The sequence below is a fragment of the Microbacterium sp. STN6 genome, from assembly GCF_026410545.1.
GTDB lineage: Bacteria > Actinomycetota > Actinomycetes > Actinomycetales > Microbacteriaceae > Root112D2.
On the sequence record NZ_JAPMIT010000001.1, the window covers coordinates 478783 to 492097 of the forward strand.

Annotated in this window: 12 protein-coding genes; 5 read left to right on the top strand and 7 right to left on the bottom strand. The window is 70.8% G+C overall.

The window, feature by feature from the left end; all coding sequences use genetic code 11:
- The first annotated feature begins 208 nt into the window (after positions 1–208).
- The gene (gene ahcY, locus OSC27_RS02145; RefSeq protein ID WP_267179766.1) at positions 209–1693 is read left to right on the top strand and encodes an adenosylhomocysteinase; all 1485 of its coding nucleotides are present in this window, start codon (positions 209–211) and stop codon (positions 1691–1693) included.
- Between the two features lie 175 nt (positions 1694–1868).
- On the opposite strand, the gene OSC27_RS02150 is transcribed toward ahcY, so the two are convergent.
- Positions 1869–2846, bottom strand: coding sequence for an RDD family protein (locus tag OSC27_RS02150; protein WP_267179767.1), 978 nt, complete (start codon positions 2844–2846; stop codon positions 1869–1871).
- 17 nt (positions 2847–2863) lie between these two features.
- Between OSC27_RS02150 and OSC27_RS02155 the strand changes: the two genes are divergently transcribed.
- Positions 2864–3859: a stage II sporulation protein M gene (locus tag OSC27_RS02155; RefSeq protein ID WP_267179768.1), complete on the top strand. Its 996-nt coding sequence runs from the start codon at positions 2864–2866 to the stop codon at positions 3857–3859.
- A gap of 221 nt (positions 3860–4080) precedes the next feature.
- On the opposite strand, the gene OSC27_RS02160 is transcribed toward OSC27_RS02155, so the two are convergent.
- Positions 4081–4518 carry a winged helix-turn-helix domain-containing protein gene (locus OSC27_RS02160; RefSeq protein WP_267179769.1) on the bottom strand — a complete coding sequence of 146 codons (438 nt, stop codon included), beginning with the start codon at positions 4516–4518 and terminating at the stop codon, positions 4081–4083.
- On the opposite strand from OSC27_RS02160, the gene OSC27_RS02165 reads away from it, so the two are divergent.
- Together OSC27_RS02165 and OSC27_RS02170 are read left to right on the top strand one after the other, a co-directional pair.
- Positions 4483–4875 carry a hypothetical protein gene (locus tag OSC27_RS02165; RefSeq protein WP_267179770.1) on the top strand — a complete coding sequence of 131 codons (393 nt, stop codon included), beginning with the start codon at positions 4483–4485 and terminating at the stop codon, positions 4873–4875. The genes OSC27_RS02160 and OSC27_RS02165 overlap by 36 nt on opposite strands.
- Before the next feature lie 54 nt (positions 4876–4929).
- A complete protein-coding gene (locus OSC27_RS02170; protein WP_267179771.1) occupies positions 4930–6594 on the top strand; it encodes an MFS transporter in 1665 nt (554 codons plus the stop codon).
- A 91-nt stretch (positions 6595–6685) separates the two neighbouring features.
- On the opposite strand, the gene OSC27_RS02175 is transcribed toward OSC27_RS02170, so the two are convergent.
- From OSC27_RS02175 to OSC27_RS02195, 5 genes are read right to left on the bottom strand one after another with little or no spacing between them, the layout of a single operon-like run.
- A complete protein-coding gene (locus OSC27_RS02175) occupies positions 6686–8017 on the bottom strand; it encodes a DUF58 domain-containing protein (protein ID WP_267179772.1) in 1332 nt (443 codons plus the stop codon).
- An 11-nt stretch (positions 8018–8028) separates the two neighbouring features.
- Positions 8029–9030 (bottom strand): AAA family ATPase, encoded by a 1002-nt coding sequence (locus OSC27_RS02180; RefSeq protein ID WP_267180402.1) that lies wholly within the window; start codon positions 9028–9030, stop codon positions 8029–8031.
- Positions 9031–9055: 25 nt separating this feature from the next.
- A complete protein-coding gene (locus OSC27_RS02185) occupies positions 9056–10336 on the bottom strand; it encodes a DUF4350 domain-containing protein (protein WP_267179773.1) in 1281 nt (426 codons plus the stop codon).
- Positions 10333–11019, bottom strand: a complete 687-nt coding sequence (locus OSC27_RS02190; RefSeq protein WP_267179774.1) for a DUF4129 domain-containing protein — start codon at positions 11017–11019, stop codon at positions 10333–10335. Before OSC27_RS02190 ends, OSC27_RS02185 begins: the two co-directional genes overlap by 4 nt.
- Positions 11016–12320, bottom strand: coding sequence for a hypothetical protein (locus OSC27_RS02195; RefSeq protein WP_267179775.1), 1305 nt, complete (start codon positions 12318–12320; stop codon positions 11016–11018). Before OSC27_RS02195 ends, OSC27_RS02190 begins: the two co-directional genes overlap by 4 nt.
- Before the next feature lie 313 nt (positions 12321–12633).
- Here OSC27_RS02195 and mtrA point away from each other — a divergent pair, with 313 nt between their 5' ends.
- Positions 12634–13314 (top strand): MtrAB system response regulator MtrA, encoded by a 681-nt coding sequence (gene mtrA, locus OSC27_RS02200; RefSeq protein ID WP_267179776.1) that lies wholly within the window; start codon positions 12634–12636, stop codon positions 13312–13314.
- The last annotated feature ends 1 nt before the right edge of the window (position 13315 follow it).

Sequence of the window (13315 nt, forward strand, 5' to 3'; positions counted from 1 at the left end):
AGCGAGCTCGCCCGCCCCGAACGAAAACGACGGAGAAATCGCACGGAATGAGCTGCGCGGGCGGGAAAAGCAAGCGGATGCGCAGATTGTCCGTCGTTTTCGTTGGGGGCGCGGGTGTCTCGATCGGGGGCGCACGGGTTCGTTCGGGTGCGGGGGACTCGTTCGAGTGCGGACGAGTTCGTTCGGGCGCGGGTGCGAGAATAGGCGCATGACTCTTGCCTCGACGCAATCGACCGCGCCCGCCTTCAAAGTTGCCGACCTGAACCTGGCCACCGCCGGCCGCCACCAGCTGCGCCTCGCCGAGCAGGAGATGCCCGGCCTCATGGCTCTGCGCGAAGAATTCGGCGCGTCGAAGCCGCTGGCCGGCGCCCGCATCGCCGGATCACTGCACATGACCGTGCAGACCGCCGTGCTCATCGAGACCCTCGTGGCGCTCGGCGCTCAGGTGCGCTGGGCGAGCTGCAACATCTTCTCCACACAGGACGAGGCCGCCGCCGCCGTCGCGGTCGGCCCAGACGGCAGCCCCGAGAACCCGGCCGGCGTGCCGGTCTTCGCCTGGAAGGGCGAAACCCTCGAAGAGTACTGGTGGTGCACCCAGCAGATCTTCGACTGGTCCGCCGAGGCCGAGGCGGCCGGTGCCGACTGGACCGGCCCGAACCTCATTCTCGACGACGGAGGCGACGCCACGCTGCTGGTGCACAAGGGCCGGGAGTTCGAACAGACGGGCGGCGTGCCGGCCGCATCCGCTGGTGACAGTCACGAATACCGCGTCATTCTCGACGCCCTGCGCGCGTCGCTTGCCGAGAGCCCCGACCGGTGGACCCGCATTGCCGACGGCATCATGGGCGTCACAGAGGAGACCACCACCGGCGTGCACCGCCTCTACGAGCTCGCGCGCGACGGGCAGCTGCTGTTCCCGGCGATCAACGTGAATGACTCGGTGACGAAGTCGAAGTTCGACAACAAGTACGGCATCAGGCATTCACTGCCGGATGGCCTGAACCGCGCGACCGACGTTCTCATCGGCGGCAAAGTTGCGTTTGTGGCCGGTTACGGCGACGTGGGCAAGGGTGCGGCGGAGGCGCTGCGCGGCCAGGGCGCGCGTGTGATCGTGAGCGAGGTCGACCCGATCAACGCGCTGCAGGCCGCGATGGACGGGTTCCAGGTGGCGCGGCTCGAGTCGGTGGCCGACCAGGTGGACATATTGATCAGCGGCACCGGCAACCTCAACGTGATCAGGCTCGAGCATCTGCTGGCGCTGAAGCACCTGGCGATCGTGGCGAACGTGGGCCACTTCGACAACGAGATCGACATTGCCGCGCTCGAGGCTCTGCCGGAGGCCGAGAAGATCGAGATCAAGCCGCAGGTGCACGAGTGGCGGCTGCCGAACGGGCGGTCTGTGCTGGTGCTGAGCGAGGGGCGGCTCATGAACCTGGGCAACGCCACCGGGCACCCGTCGTTCGTGATGAGCAACTCGTTCACCAACCAGGTGCTCGCGCAGATCGAGTTGTACTGCCACCAGGAGAACTATCCGGTCGGCGTGTACGTGCTGCCGAAGCGGCTCGACGAGAAGGTGGCGCGGCTGCACCTGGACGCGCTCGGCGTGGAGCTCACCACGCTCACGCCCGAGCAGGCCGCGTACATCGGCGTGCCGGTCGAGGGGCCGTACAAGGTCGACCACTACCGGTACTGAGCCGGCTGCCGGTTGCCGGATGGGGTCGGCCGCGGCGGGTCCGGGCGACGTCGCCGAACGAAAACGACGGTGATAGTGTGCGGATGCGCATGGCTGGGCCTGTGCAGGCACGTTTCGGTCGAAATCACCGTCGTTTTCGACAGGCGGCTCCGTCGCGCGCCGGGTGCGGCAGGCGTCAGCGGTCGGGGAAGCCGTGCGGGAGGCCACTGAGCGTGGGGTGCAGGCGCAGCATCCGCTCGCGTTCGCCCATGAGGCGCTGGAAGTCGCGGTCCCGGCGCATGGCGGCCACCCCCGCGAGGAACAGTTCAGGGTCGCCGCTCGGCAGGGGTGAGACGAAGGGCGCGGCCTCGTTCGCGAGCTCGGACGCGAGGGCGCCCCGTGACGCCGGCGTGAGCTGCGGCGCCTGGCGCAGGAACGCCGCGATGCGACGCGAGAGCCTGTCGGGAAGGCGGGCGACGTCGGCGACGGAGGCCCATCCGCTGAGAGATTCGGGGATGCCGAACACCGGCTCGATCACGTTCGGCACCCGCTCGTGCTGGCTGTAGGTGCCTGCGAGGAGATCTCCGAGGCGCTTGGCGCGCGCGTTGAGGAGGGAGACGAGCGCGGCGATCCCGCCGAAGGTCATGAAGATCTCGACGACTCCCGTGAGGGAGCGAATGAACGCGTGCCGCAGCCGGATCGCCCCGCCGTCGTCGCGCACGATGCGCAGCCCGAGCGCCCAGCGACCGAGTGAGCGCCCGCGGGTGGAGACCTCCACGACCATCGGCACGATCACGAGCGCGAAGACGAGAGACGCGGTCACGAGCGCGGTCTGCAGAGCTGAGTCGAGGCCGCCCGCGAGCGTGACGATGCCCAGCACGATGCCGAGGAACAGCAGGCCGTACGCCAGCCAGTCGATGAGGGTGCCGGCCGCGCGAAGCATAAAGCTGGCGGGGCGCACATCGAGTGCGACCGCCTCGCCCGTGATGAGTTCATCGGGCGCGACCGAAGCGGAAGCGGCGAGGTCGGGTGGGGCGGCGCGATCCGCGCGGCGAGGGCTTTCCGCACGGGCGGGGGCTGCGGGGCGCGCGGGCCGCACCTCGGGGGCGGGGGCGGCGGGGCGGGGGCTGCCGTCATCCGCTGCGGTGCCCGACGCTACCCGCCTGCCTGCCATGGCTATCATCTAAGCAGATGGACCTCGATGCCTACAGTGCCGCCCACCGCGACGAGTGGGAGCGGCTCGACGCGCTCGCGCGCAAACGGCGGCTCACCGGAGCGGAGGCAGACGAGCTCATCGACCGGTACCAGGCCGGGGCGACGCAACTCTCGGCGATCAAGACGCAGGCCGGGTCGAGCGCTCAGGGCGATCGGCTGTCGATTCGGCTCTCGCTCGCCCGGCAGCGGTTCACGGGGGCGGGCGCGAACGTGCTGTCGCAGATCCCTCGATTCGTGCTGCTGCAGCTGCCGGCCGCGCTCTACCGGCTGCGCTGGCTCACGCTCGCGGTCGCCCTCGTGACCACCGCGGTCGCGCTGCTGTACGGCGCATGGGCGCTCGCTGACCCGCGCGTGCTGGCGAATGTCGGGTCGGATGCGCAGCTCAAGCAGCTCGTGAACCACTCCTTCACGGACTACTACTCCGAGAATCCGGCGGCCTCGTTCACCGGGCAGGTGTGGACCAACAACGCGTGGATCGCCGCGCAGTGCATCGCGTTCGGGGTGCTCGGTGTGTACGTGCCGGTGATCGTGCTGCAGAACGCGCAGAACGTGGGCGTGACGGGGGCGGTCATGTTCGCGTACGACAAGGGCGACGTGTTCTTCCAGTACATTGCACCGCACGGGATGCTGGAGCTGACCTCGATTTTCGTCGCGGCCGCGGCCGGCATGCGCATCTTCTGGGCATGGGTGGCGCCGGGAGCCCGCACGCGGGGACAGGCACTCGCCGAGGACGGGCGTGCGCTGTTCACCGTGGCGATCGGGCTCGTGTTCTCGCTGCTCGTGTCGGGGCTGATCGAGGGGTTCGTGACGCCGGCACCATGGCCGTGGCCCGTGAAGGTGGGCATCGGAGCGGTGGCGCTCGCCGCGTTCCTGGCGTACATGCTCGTGCTCGGGCGCCGCGCGGCGCGGGCGGGTGAGACTGGCGACCTCGACGAGTTCGAGGCGGGCGCGAAGCGGATCGTCGCGGGGTAGGGCGCGGGGCGCGGGTTCGTGTCGCGGGCTCGGTCGGGGGGCCTGCCACGGGCCGCCTGTCGAAAACGACGGTGATTGTGGGGCGGAGCCCCGCGCATCCGCTGTTTTTGGGAGTTTGAGACGATTTGTCCGTCGTTTTTGTTCGGGGCGAGTCGGTTGCCGCGGGGGACGGCTGGCGTTGTGCAGGGGGGCGGGTCGGGCTGCCGTCGGGGATGGGCGGGTCAGCCGGCCTGACGATCGGGGTGGATCGCGACGAGCAGCGAGAGGGGCGAGCCATCGGGGTCGGCGGGGCGCTCCTTGAACTCGACGAGCAGGTCGCGGAACCTGTCGTACAGCTCGCGGCGGCTCGCCTCATTGAGCTTGAGGCCGAGGCGCGAAACGGCGATCACGTCGGGGTCGAGTCCCCGGATCTCCTCGAGAAACGTCGCGATGAGCGTCGCCGAAATGCCCGGGGCGTCGGCGTCCCAGCTGAGGCCGGTCGCGCGATACGGCACCTCTCTCGCGCCGCGCGCGCCACGCCTGGCGGACTCGGCCCGAAGCAGCCCTGTGTCAACGAGGGTGCGCACGTGGTGCAGGCAGCTGCCGGGATTCATTCCGAGAGCATCGGCGATCTCACGATTCGTGTGCGCCTCATGCAGGCAGATACGAAGGATGCGCATGCGCACCGTCGACGCCAGAGCCTTCGCGCGAGCATCGGCGGGTGCCTGGCGCGCGGCCGCGGCCTCGGTATCCGCTTGCTCGGCGTGTGCGTGCTCGGCATCTGCCCGTGGGGCGTGGGCCTGCTCGGCGTGTGCTTGCTCGGCGTCTGTCCGATCGGCGTGTGCTTGCTCGGCGTCTGCCCGATCGGCGTGTGCTTGCTCGGCGTCTGTCCGATCGGCGTGTGCTTGCTCGGCGTCTGTCCGATCGGCGTGCGCTCGGTCGGCGTCTGTCCGCTCAGCGTGGGCCTGCTCGGCGTCCGTCCGCTCAGCGTGGGCCTGCTCGGCGTTCGTCATGCATCAAGAGTAGAGGCGCTGTGACGCGTGTGCGAGAGTGATTGACAATTCCCAATCGGTGGGCGGATACTGATCGACGTGAATGGTGGGGACGAACGTGCGGGCGACCAGCGTCCGGGCGAGCAGGACGCGCGTGCGGGTGCACGTGGGGGCGGCGCCGCGCGCGATGACGTGCACGGTCCAGGCGGAAACGATGGCTCGCACTCGCAGGGCAGGGGCGGCGCCGCGCGCGATGAGGTGCACGGTCCGGGCCGAAACGATGGCTCGCACTCGCAGGGCAGCGGCGACGCGCGGGGCGGTTCTGGCGGGCGGGGCGCGGAGACGGCATCCGCTGACAGTCTCTGGCGGCACGGTGGATTTCTCAAACTGTGGGCAGGCGAGACGGCCAGCCAGCTCGGCACGCAGCTGACCCAGCTCGCTGTGCCGGTGCTCGCGATCACGCTGCTGGCCGCGAACGAGTTTCAGGTTGGGGTGCTGAACGCCGCCGAGACGGCCGCGTTCCTCGTGGTGGGGTTGCCGGCGGGCGCGTGGGTCGACCGCTGGCTGAAGCGGCGCGTCATGATCGCCGCCGATGTGGTGCGCGCGGTGGCGCTCGCGATGATCCCGCTGCTGTGGGCGCTCGGAATGCTGCAGATGTGGCACGTGTACGTGATCGCTGCGGTTGTGGGAAGTGCGACCGTGTTCTTCGACGTGTCGTATCAAAGCTACATTCCGCTGCTGGTGCGCAGCTCACAAGTGTCGGATGCGAATGGTCACCTCGAGACGACAGCCCAGGTCGCGCGCATCGGCGGCCCGGCGCTCGGCGGGGCGCTGCTGACGGTCGTCAGCGCGCCGCTGCTGCTCCTGGGTGACGCGCTCAGCTATGTCGTGTCGTTTTTGTTTCTGGCGCGCATCCGCGATGAGGAGAGGCAGCCCGATCGCGGCTCGCGGATGAGCTTGCGGCACGACATTGCCGAGGGGCTTGCCTTCGTGTGGAATCACCGGCTGATCAGGGTGATCACGGCGACAACGGGCACGACGAACTTCTTCGGCACGATCGCAATGACGCTGCTGTCGCTCCTGGTGCTGCGGGAGCTGCGGCTCGGGGCCGCAGGACTCGGCGTGATCATGTCGGCGGGCGCGGTCGGCGGGCTGCTTGGCGCGCTGGCGACACCGTGGCTGGGGCGGCGGCTGGGGGAGGGCACGATCATCCCGCTCGCGGCGGTGGTCTCGGGGCTGGCCATGCTGCTGTGGCCGGTCGCGGCGCTCGTGCCGGCGTTTGCGTTGCCGCTGCTGATCGCGGCGGAGTTCGTGTTCTCGTTCACGGTGCTCGTGTACAACATTGCGCAGGTGAGCTTTCGGCAGCGGGTGTGCCCCCCGCGGCTGCTCGGGCGCATGAACGCGTCGATCCGGTTCGTGGTGTGGGGCGTGATGCCGATCGGCAGTCTGATCTCTGGCGTGCTCGGGTCGACGATCGGGGTGGTGCCGACACTGTGGATCGGGGCGGTCGGCAGCGTGCTCGGGTGCGCATTCACGGTGTTCTCGCCGCTTCTCGGGATGCGCCGGCTGCCCGGGCGCGCAGCCGAGGACGACGGCGCGGCCCCTGTCGAGAGCGCCGGAGCGGCCCCGGTCGAGAGCGCAGGAGCGGCCCCGGTCGAGAGCGCGGGCTCGGCCCCTGTCGAGAACGCAGGAGCGGCCCCGGTCGAGAACGCAGGAGCGGCCCCGGTCGAAAACGACGGAAGAACTGACGGGAACGGTCCCTGACGGGCCTGAATCGGCCGTTTTCGACAGAATGACCGTCGTTTTTGTTCGTGCGTGCCGGGGCGGGAGCGGGGCGGCGGGCGCAGCGGGACGCTCAGAGGCGGCCGGCGGCCTTCAGCGCGAGGTAGCGGTCGGCGACCGCCGGCGGCAGCTCCGCCGGCGCGGCCGTCACGACCTCGGCGCCCAGCCGGCGGGCCGCAGCCGACACCCGCGCCACGTCGAGCAGCGCCCGCTCGGCCGCCGCCGCCCGGTAGATCTGCTCCCGATCGCCCCGCGAACCCGTCGCCGCCAGCACCGCAGGGTCGGTCACTGAGGCGACGACCACGGTGTGCCGGCGGGTCAGCTGCGGCAGCACCGAGAGCAGCCCGCCGCTGGAGCCGGGGGCGTCCAGCGTGGTGAGCAGCACGACCAGAGCGGCCTGTCGCGTCAGCGTATCCACCTGAGCGGGTACGGCGGCCCAGTCCATCTCGATGAGCTCGGGCTCCACCACCGCCAGCGAATCCACCATGCGCGACAGCAACTCCGCGCCGCTCGCCCCCTGCACGCGCGCCCGCACCCGCCTGTCATACGCAAGAACATCGACCCGGTCGCCCGCCCGACTCGCGAGCGCCGCCAGCAGCAGGGCCGACTCGAACGCGGTGTCGAGCCGCGGCTCGTCGTCGATGCGTGCCGCCGACAGTCGCGACGAGTCGATCACGATCACCACGCGCCGATCGCGCTCCGGCCGCCAGGTGCGCACCACCAGGTTCTCGCCGCCATCCGGCCTCTCGGCGCCGCGCCGGGCGGTGGCCCGCCAGTCGACCGAGCGCACGTCGTCGCCGCGCACGTACTCCCGCAGCGAGTCGAATTCGGTGCCCTGCCCGCGCACCATCACGCTCGTGAGCCCGTCCAGCTCGCGCAGCCGAGCCAGCCGCGACGGCAGGTGCCGCCTCGAGGCGAACGGCGGCAGCACGCGGATGCGGCCCGGCGCCAGCAGGGTCGCCTGCCTGCCGACAAGACCGAGCGGTCCCCGCGATCGCACCGTCACCCGCTCCACGCGGCGCTCACCGCGGCGGCGTGGGGTGAGGCCCAGGCGCACGGCGCGCCTCTCGCCGGCGGGGACGGCCACCGGCATCCGCTGGGCTGGTGCACCTGCGGAGGGCTGCCAGGCGTCCCGCACGAGGCCGTGCAGGGTACGGGAGCCGAGGTTGGTCACGAGCAGGTCGCTCGTCACGGTCTCTCCGAGCCGCACGCGGGCCGGCAGCATCCGCTCGAACGCCAGCCGCCGAGGCGATGCCGCCAGCAACGCGTCGACCGCCCCGAGCACGACGCAGAACACGACCCAGCCGAGCATTACGAGCGCCGCCAGGTTGCCCTCGCGCCCGAGCAGCACGACGGGCACCACGCCGAGGGCGAGGAGCGTGACGAAGCGACCGGAGAGTGTCATGGTTTCAGCGCCTAGATCGGCACCTGAACCTGCTGCATGATGGAGCGCAGGATAGCGTCGACCGCCACGCCCTCGAGCTCGGCCTCTGGCCGCAGCTGCATGCGGTGCCGCCACACCGGCAGCAGCATGGCCTGCACGTGGTCGGGCGTGATCGAGTCGTAGCCGCAGAGCCACGCCCAGGCGCGGGCGGCGGCGAGCAGCGCGGTCGTACCCCGGGGGCTCACGCCGAGCTTCACCGACGGGCTGTGACGGGTGGCGCGGGCCAGGTCGACGATGTAGCCGAGCAGGTCGGCGCTCGCACCGACGGATGCCGCCGCCGCCTGCGCCTCGGCCAGGCGCGCGGCGTCAAGCACCGGGCGCACCCCGGCCGCGTCGAGATTGCGCGGGTCGAAACCGGTGGCGTGCCGGCGCAGCACCTCCACCTCGCCCTCGCGCTCGGGCACATCGAGCGTGAGCTTCATGAGGAACCGGTCGAGCTGCGCCTCGGGCAGCGTGTACGTGCCTTCGTACTCGATGGGGTTCTGCGTGGCGGCGACAATGAACGGCTCGGGCAGGTGCCGGCTCACCCCGTCGGCGCTGACCTGGCGCTCCTCCATGGCCTCGAGCAGGGCCGACTGGGTCTTCGGCGGCGTGCGGTTGATCTCGTCGGCGAGCAGGATGTTCGTGAACACGGGCCCCTCACGGAACTCGAACTCGCCCGCGCGCGCGTCGTACACGAGCGAGCCGGTCACGTCGCCCGGCATGAGGTCCGGCGTGAACTGCACGCGCGTCGTGCCGAGGCTGAGCGCGTGGCTCAGCGAGCGCACGAGCAGCGTCTTCGCCACGCCGGGCACGCCCTCGAGCAGCACGTGGCCGCGGGCGAGCAGCGCGATGATGAGACCGGTGACGGCGCCCTCCTGGCCGACCACCGCCTTGCCGACCTCGGTGCGCACCTGCGTCAGCGCGGCCCGCAGCGGGTCGGCGGCGAGGTCGGCTACGGCGCCGGTCGGCCGGCTGCCTGCCGCCTCGGTCATCGGACGTGTTGCATCACTCATGCGTTCATTCTCCCGGTCGATCGCTCTCGGTCGTGTTCGTGGTGCGCGTTGCCTGTGTCGCCTCGTGCGGCGAGGCGCTCGCGCCGCCCGGTACCGACGCCCGCGTGACGGCGCGCTCCAGCGCCGTGAGCCGGTCGGTGAGGGCAACGAGCTCGGTATCCGTGCCCGGCTCTGAATCGAGAAGGATGCCGCGCACCTCGCGCGGATCGCGGCCGAGAAGGGCGGCGGCGGCATCCGACACCTCGCTCACGCTGGCGCTCTCGGGAAGGCCGAGCCTTCTGGCGAACCGGGTGATCGTTCCCACCCGCAGGGCGTCGAGTGCCCGTAGCCGTGCGGACGCGCGTTGGTACAGGCGGGCCCGCCCCTCCATCGTCTCTTCCGCGCGCACCGTGACGGGCAGGTCCTCGACGACGAGCGGCCCGAACCGCCTGCCGCGCCAGAACGCGGCCGCAAGAGCCGTGGCGATGAGCAGCACCATGACGGGCGTGACCCAGCCCGGGGTCAGCTCGGCGAGGCTCGGCGGCCCGCTCGCGGCCACGTCGGCGAGCGTGGGCAGGTACCAGACGAGCGTCTCGTCAGCGCCCAGCAGGCCGAGCGCCAGCGCCGCGTTTCCCGCATGGGAGATCGACTGGTTGCTCACGAGGTCGGTCGAGCCGAGCACCGTGACGAGGCGCCCGTCGGTTCGCTGCTGGGCCATCGCCCATGCTCCGCCGCCGGTGCTGAAGCACCCCTGGGCGTCGCCGGAGACGCGGTAGGCGCTGCCGGACGCGGTGATCGTGCCGGCGCGTGCGGCCGAGGCATCCGTGCACCCTGTTCCCGCCGGGAGGTTCGTGCTGTGTCGAGCGACGCCGGCCGCGGAGACGCCGGGCGCGAGAGCCTGCAGCGCCGCGAACGAGGGATCGATTGCGACGATGCTCGGCGCCAGGGCGCGCATCGACCGCAGCGTGTCGGCCGTCAGCAGCGTCTTCGGGTCGTAGTAGAGCAGCGTGGCGTGCGAGTCGCGGGCCGTTGCGCGCCGCGCCTCGCGCAGGGAGCCGGCCTCGACGACGTGCACGCCATGGTCGCGCAGCACCTGAACGACGGCGCCCGCACCATCGGGTGCCGGGTTCGTCGCGCCGAGTTCGATGTCGGATGCCGCGTCGCCCGCACCCCGGATGATCAGCGTCGCGATCACGACGACGACCGCGATCGCGGCGAGCACCAGCCAGAAGCGGGCTCCCCGCAGCGCCTGCCGCAGGGTGGGCGTCTGGGCCGCCGCCGCCCGCATCGTGCCCTGCTCGCTCATGCCCGCCCACCAGCGCCGCCGCCGGCCGCGCTCAGCGCCGGCCGCGCCGCACTGAGCGCGTCGTCGAGCCGCGCCACGCCCTCGTAGTCGGCCTGCGTCGCCGCGCCGCCGAGATACCGAACGCGATCGAACAGAGCGGATGCCGCGCGCAGTCGCGCCCCCTCTACCTCGAACACCGTCGCCGCCTGCTCCGCGAACGCGTGCGCCGTCGTTCCAGGGCTCACCCACACCAGGGTGCGCTCGTCGAGGGCGCGGGCAATGGCCCGGAACCGCTCCTCAACGGCGGTGCCCCAGTCGCCGGAGGCGGCAGCGGCGGCCGCTGCGCGTCGCAGTGCGGCCGCATCCCTCTCGTCGCCGCTGCCGAAGACCTCGCCGGCGAGTCTGCTTCGCCGGTTCAGTCTCGGCCGGCCGAACACGATCAGCGCCACCACGACGAGCGCGGCGATCACCACCACGAGCACGACGACGAGCAGCGGCTCGAGCCCGCCGCCCTTCGGCGTGAAAAGCGCGGCGAGCCAGTCGCGAACGGCTTGCGACGCCAGGTCGAACCACGTCGGCTTCGCTGCCTGATACGGGGCCTTCGCCAGCTCGCCCAGCAGCCACGCGCGCGCGGTCGGCGCGTCGGGCGTGACCGGCGGCCCCGCCTCAGTGAACAGCCCAGGCACGACGAGAAGAGGGCTCATGCGCTTCCGGCGCCGCCCGCGCCGGGCGCGCCGGGGGCGGGCGGCCGCGGCGCGGATGCGTGCGCGCCCGCGCCACCTACCGTCGTCTGATACGGGTCGGGCACCGAGTCGTTTCCGGCCTGGCGCGCCTCGACGTAGCGCGTCAGGTGCAGGTCGAGCCCCTCCTTACGCATGCGCAGGTCGATGTAGATGACGGCGATCGCGCCAGCCTGCACCACGGTCGTGATGGCACCGATCACCAGGGAGACGAGCAGCATGACGCCGTACGAGACGATCGCGGCCGTGATCGCGCCGCCGTTGAGCTGACCGGTTCCCGTGGGGTCGACGAGCGTGACGGCGACGCCGTAGACGAGGCCGAGCGGTGCGGTCACGATCTGCGAGACCACATTCACGATGAGGGTGATGAGAATCTGCACGCCGAACGTGCGCCAGAAGAAGTGGGTGGTGAGCGACCAGGAGCGGCGCACAGCCACCCCGATCGGCGCGGATTCGAGCACGATCACGCTCGGAACGAGCGACGTCTTCGTGTAGAGCCACGCGCCGAGAACCAGCGCCCCGAGGGATCCGAGCACCGCGAGCACGATGCCGAGCGCGATCATCACCGCTCCGCCGATCATCACGAAGAGCACCACGATGCCGGCCAGCACGGCGACGATGAGCAAAAGCGCGACGGCCACGATGAACACCCAGCCGACGAGCGGCCACAGCCTGCGGCGGGCCACCCGCCACAGCGCACGCATGGTGAGCTTCTCGCCGAGCGTGCCGCGCGCCACGTCGGTCACGATGATGCCCTGCAACAGAGCGGATGCGACAAGACTCAGCGCGATCGGCACCAGCGCTGCCACGATGATTCCCCCCACCGCCCCGCTCATGACGGCATCCCGATCGGCGGTATCGGCCATGCTCACGCGCCAGAGCAGCAACGCCGAGACGCCACCGACGACCACAATGGAGACGATGAGCACGACAGCCTGAATGAGCAGGGCGCTGCCGAAGACCGCCTTGGGGTTGCGTCGCAGCTCAGCGAACGGGGCGCCGAGCAGCGCGCCGAAGCTGAGCGGTCGCAGCGGAATGAGACCCGGCTTCGGCGGGGGAGTCCAGCCCTGCCCGTACCCCGGCTGCCCGTACCCCGGCTGCCCGTAACCCTGCTGCCCGTGGCCGCCCCCGGTGCCGTACCCTGCGCCCTGCCCGCCATCCGCACTCGACTGCTCGTGCCCGGGCGCGTACTCGCCGTACCGGGGCTGCTCGGGCCGCGGCTCACGCGGCGTCTCGGGCGGCTGCCAGGACTGGTCATCGGTCACGGGGGCGCTCCTCGAACGTTCGTGTCGGCTGCACTCGAGCGGTGAGTCGTGATCAATGCTGGCACATCCGCCCGACAGAGCGCGGTTCCCGCCGCGTCCGTCCCCGAACAAAAACGACGGTGAAACTGCCGATCGGGTGCCAGCCTGCGTGCGAAACGGCCGCGTACGCCGAAATCTCCGTCGTTTTCGTGCGGTGACCGCGAGGAAGGCGTTCGTTCGGGGACCGCGGGGAACGCGCTCTCGACTACTCTTGTGCCAGATACAGTCTGGCCTGCGGCATCGTCGCCGTGCGGCCCCGGCGGGAAACGGGTTTATGAACGGTCGCATTCTGGTGGTCGATGACGACACGGCGCTGGCCGAGATGATCGGCATCGTGTTGCACACGGAGGGCTACGAGACGCAGTTCTGCGAAGACGGTCTCAGCGCCCTCGATGCGTGGCGTGCCATGAAGCCAGACCTCGTGCTGCTCGACGTCATGCTGCCCGGACTCGACGGCATCGAGGTATGCGGGCGCATTCGCGCCGAGTCCGGCGTGCCCATCATCATGCTCACCGCGAAGACCGACACGGCCGACGTGGTGAAGGGGCTCGAGTCCGGCGCAGACGACTATATGGTCAAGCCGTTCAACCCCAAGGAGCTGGTGGCGCGCATCCGCACCCGGCTGAGGCCCTCGTCGGCGTCGCCTGCAGCCGAGCAGCTGCGCATCGGCGATCTCGTTCTCGACGTCGCGGCGCACGAGGTGCGGCGGGGCGAGGCGCGCATCAACCTGACCCCTCTCGAGTTCGATCTGCTGCTCGCGCTCGCGTCGAAGCCGCAGCAGGTGTTCACGCGCGAACAGCTGCTCGAGCAGGTGTGGGGCTACCACTACAAGGCGGATACGCGACTCGTGAACGTGCACGTTCAGCGGCTGCGCGCCAAGATCGAAGACGATCCGGACAACCCGAAGATCGTCATGACCGTGCGTGGCGTCGGCTATCGCGCGGCGGCAGCCTAGG

Excerpts from the sequence above, each read along its gene's own strand:
- OSC27_RS02185 (WP_267179773.1), bottom strand. The coding sequence starts at position 10,336 with ATGAGCGAGCAGGGCACGATGCGGGCGGCGGCGGCCCAGACGCCCACC.
- OSC27_RS02150 (WP_267179767.1), bottom strand. The coding sequence starts at position 2,846 with ATGGCAGGCAGGCGGGTAGCGTCGGGCACCGCAGCGGATGACGGCAGC.
- OSC27_RS02155 (WP_267179768.1), top strand. The coding sequence starts at position 2,864 with ATGGACCTCGATGCCTACAGTGCCGCCCACCGCGACGAGTGGGAGCGG.
- OSC27_RS02175 (WP_267179772.1), bottom strand. The coding sequence starts at position 8,017 with ATGACACTCTCCGGTCGCTTCGTCACGCTCCTCGCCCTCGGCGTGGTG.
- mtrA (WP_267179776.1), top strand. The coding sequence starts at position 12,634 with ATGAACGGTCGCATTCTGGTGGTCGATGACGACACGGCGCTGGCCGAG.
- OSC27_RS02180 (WP_267180402.1), bottom strand. The coding sequence starts at position 9,030 with ATGACCGAGGCGGCAGGCAGCCGGCCGACCGGCGCCGTAGCCGACCTC.
- ahcY (WP_267179766.1), top strand. The coding sequence starts at position 209 with ATGACTCTTGCCTCGACGCAATCGACCGCGCCCGCCTTCAAAGTTGCC.
- OSC27_RS02160 (WP_267179769.1), bottom strand. The coding sequence starts at position 4,518 with ATGCGCATCCTTCGTATCTGCCTGCATGAGGCGCACACGAATCGTGAG.
- OSC27_RS02190 (WP_267179774.1), bottom strand. The coding sequence starts at position 11,019 with ATGAGCCCTCTTCTCGTCGTGCCTGGGCTGTTCACTGAGGCGGGGCCG.